This window comes from Streptomyces brasiliensis (genome assembly GCF_014647875.1).
GTDB classification, from domain to species: Bacteria; Actinomycetota; Actinomycetes; order Streptomycetales; family Streptomycetaceae; genus Streptomyces; species Streptomyces brasiliensis.
Window position 1 is genome coordinate 1 of record NZ_BMQA01000181.1, and the last position, 3,201, is coordinate 3,201.

At 68.1% G+C, this 3,201-nt stretch carries 3 protein-coding genes and 1 pseudogene; 1 reads left to right on the forward strand and 3 read right to left on the reverse strand.

The window, feature by feature from the left end:
• Positions 1-1,197 precede the first annotated feature (1,197 nt).
• Both IEZ19_RS49465 and IEZ19_RS49470 read right to left on the reverse strand, forming a co-directional pair.
• Positions 1,198-1,644: an SPW repeat protein gene (locus IEZ19_RS49465; protein WP_189317908.1), complete on the reverse strand. Its 447-nt coding sequence runs from the start codon at positions 1,642-1,644 to the stop codon at positions 1,198-1,200.
• Positions 1,645-1,806: 162 nt separating this feature from the next.
• Positions 1,807-1,968, reverse strand: a complete 162-nt coding sequence (locus IEZ19_RS49470) for a hypothetical protein (RefSeq protein WP_189317909.1) — start codon at positions 1,966-1,968, stop codon at positions 1,807-1,809.
• A 55-nt stretch (positions 1,969-2,023) separates the two neighbouring features.
• Here IEZ19_RS49470 and IEZ19_RS52480 point away from each other — a divergent pair.
• Positions 2,024-2,407: pseudogene (locus IEZ19_RS52480) on the forward strand (site-2 protease family protein); the annotation flags it as partial.
• Between the two features lie 156 nt (positions 2,408-2,563).
• Here the strand turns inward: IEZ19_RS52480 and tnpA are convergent.
• The gene (tnpA, locus tag IEZ19_RS49475; RefSeq protein WP_189317910.1) at positions 2,564-2,992 is read right to left on the reverse strand and encodes an IS200/IS605 family transposase; all 429 of its coding nucleotides are present in this window, start codon (positions 2,990-2,992) and stop codon (positions 2,564-2,566) included.
• Between the last annotated feature and the right edge of the window lie 209 nt (positions 2,993-3,201).

Here is a 3,201-nt window from a genome sequence, read left to right on the forward strand (position 1 = left end):
GGCCTCGGTTCTTCGCGCACTGGGCCTGGGTCAACACCGTCCCGGCTGTCTGGTGATCAGAACGACAAGAGCCCGGTGAACCGAGAGGTTCACGCCGGGATCTGTGGGAGCCCCGGGGTGAGATTCCCCGGGGCCACCCGACCGAACTCGTGCAGGCCATCGCCGTGCTTGCCCGGGCCCAGCAGGACGCCGTGTGGGACCGCGGTCAGGCCCACAACAAAATCCGATCCCAGCTGTGGGAGTTCTACCCAGCCATCCTGGAGGCGTTCGACGATCACAAGCACGGCCTGCCTGTGCTCGCGAGAGGCCCGTGCGATCCTGGCCGCAGCTCCGACCCCGACCGCAGCGGCAGGCCTGACTCGACGCAGGCCGCAATCCCTACTCAAGCAGGCCGGTCGGGTCCGCGGCATCCGGGCCGAAGCCTACGCTGCGCCACGCATTGATTCAGCCCTCGTCGAATGGGTCGGCGCGCGTCGCGACCTCGAGCTCGGCACGGCAACCATCGACGCTGTTCATCTCATCATCTGGCGGGACAACGGCCGGCATGCCGTCCCGGATCCACTGACGACGTTCCCGTTGGGATGAGACCAACGCCCGACCTTGAGCACCGCCGGTCCGCGCGGTGGCCAGGGCTTGGCCTGTGCCGAGATGACTGGGGCACAGCAGAGCCGGGCGCGGCCGAGGGGGCGGGGCGCTGCGCGCCTCTGTGCCGCCGGGCGGGACGCTCCGCTGCCCTCCGCCTCCTGCCGTCAGGCAACCGCTCCCTGGTTGCCTGACCCCACGTGCCGGGCCGTCACTCCGCGACGGCCCGGCCGGGCACTCCGCTTGCGCCCCATGCCCCGGAGTGGGGTTCCGCCGTGGGGCCGACGAGGTGGTCGGTGATGAGCCGGTGCGCCGGCGTGCCACGAGTGACGGGGACCGTCTTTTCGGATTCCGGCAGAACCCATTACTTGCGAGCGGCTATTCGGGTGCCGGACGCTGACGTGGCCTTTTCCTGCACGAGACACGGTCGTTGGAGCCAACGACACGTCACACGCGTCGTGTCGACGGTTCGGGACCTGGCTCCCCGGTGCCGGGCCGGACCACATCCCTGGCCGGCTCGACCGGCCGGTGCAGACGGCCCCGGCGCACACCACAACGCTTTCGGGGCCGTAAGCGTGCCGTGCCGACCCGCGCGGCGCGGACACGCTCTTCGCCTCAGCGATGCCTGGGACGGGTCATACCGACGGTGATTCCCATGGCGGCCAGACCCAGCACAAAGATGACGGCGCCTGTGAAGCAGTTGCTCCAGATGATGCCGGCTCGTGCGCCGTGGGCGGCGGTGACCACCCACGGGGAGATCACAAGCCAGACGCCGATGGGCGCGAGCGTCCACACCAGGCGGAACGTCCGCTCGGGGACAAGGGCCAGGCCGACTCCGATCAGGCCGACGCAGATGCCGACGATCAGGTTGTTGACGGCGATGTCGGGCTGCCCCGAGAAGTGGACGACCCAGGGTGATATCGCGGCGTACAGACCGGTCAGGAGGATCAGTCCTTCCACGGCGATCGCCCTGCCGCTGGAGGCTGTGCGTTCGAGCCGCTCCCGCATCTCTGCTATCTCAGGGTGCCCGGTCATGCCGGTCGAGTTCTGCGGATACGACATCGCTGACTTCTCCTCTCCTTTCCGAGATTTATATGTCTTTTATGTGGATTCCCCCATTTGGGTGAACGAATCGATTTTCGGCGCTACCTCTGTGTGATGTACGTCACTAGGGGTGAGGGTGTGGCGTCGGCGAGGCCGGGAGGCAGGCCACCCGCACACCTGTCATCGCCGATGTTTCTCGTCCTTGAGGCCGACGACGGACCACGGACAGAGGAGGTGCGGTCGGAGCGGCTCGTCGGTGGTGAAGGCGATGAAGGGTTCGATCCGGCTCGGGAATCTGCGGGGGCTGCCGGTGCGGGCGCACTGGAGCGTGCCGTTGCTCATGCTGTTCTTCGCTTACGGTCTGGCTGCCGGCACGCTGCCCGGGTACGCGCCGGGCATGGCGCCCGTGGTGTACGCGGTCGCCGGGGTGGCCGGTGCTGCGCTGTTGCTGGTGAGTCTGGTGGTGCATGAGGCGGCGCACGCGCTGACGGCTCGCAGAGCGGGGATACAAGTGCGGGATGTGACGCTGTGGGCGCTCGGCGGCTTCACCCGGATGGATCGGCCGGCGACCGCGCGCACGGGCTTCGTGGTCGCCGTTAGCGGGCCGCTCGCCAGTCTGCTGCTCGGCGGCATCGGGCTTGGCGCGGCGGCCGCGGTGGGCCCGGCACCGGGCTGGCGGATCCTTGGTGCCGTGCTGGGCTGGGTCGGTGGCAGGAACCTCTTCCTGGGCGTCTTCAACCTTCTGCCCGCCGCACCCCTGGACGGAGGCCGGGTACTTCAGCGGATTCTTGCGAGGGACCCCGGGGCTTCAGGCCCGGGAGGAATCGCATCCCAGGGGCGCGACGCGGAGCGTCGCTGTGTCTTGACCGGCGGAGCCGGTCACAGCAATCGGCGCGGAGCGCCGGGTGCCCGGTCCGGCGGAGTGGGACGTCATGGCTCAGTCGGGGCGTTTCTGGTTCTCGATGTATTCCTTGATGACCCTGAGGGGCGCGCCCCCGGCGGAAGCGGCGAAGTAGGAGGGGGACCAGAAGTGGTCGCCCCAGAGGTAGCGGCGGATGTGCTCGGGGAACTCCTGGCGCAGGCGGCGGGCGGAGACGCCCTTGAGTGAGCCCACCAGGCGGGACAGGGCGACCTTCGGGGGATAGTGGACGAGAAGGTGGACATGGTCGGTTTCGCCGTTGAACTCGGTCAGCTCCGCACCGAAGTCCGCACAGACGTCCCGCATGATCTCCTGGCAGCGGACGAGGATCTCGTCCGTGAAGGGACCACGCCGGTACCTCGGCGTGAAGACCAAGTGAGCGTGAAGGGTGCAGACAACCGTTCTACCCCTCCTCAGATCGGGGTTGGGTTCCCAGCGAGGTGACATGGACTGATTGTAGGAGTGCTGGCCTCGCGGTCATGAAACTCGTCGTGCGGGTCAAACTCCTGCCAACGCCTGTGCAGGCGAAGGCACTTCAGGAGACCCTGCACGCCTGCAACGAGGCCGCCACCTGGGCCGCCGAGATCGCCTTCGAACAGCAGACGATGAAACCCCTGGCCCTGCGCAGGCACACCTACCAGCAGATCAAGACCCGC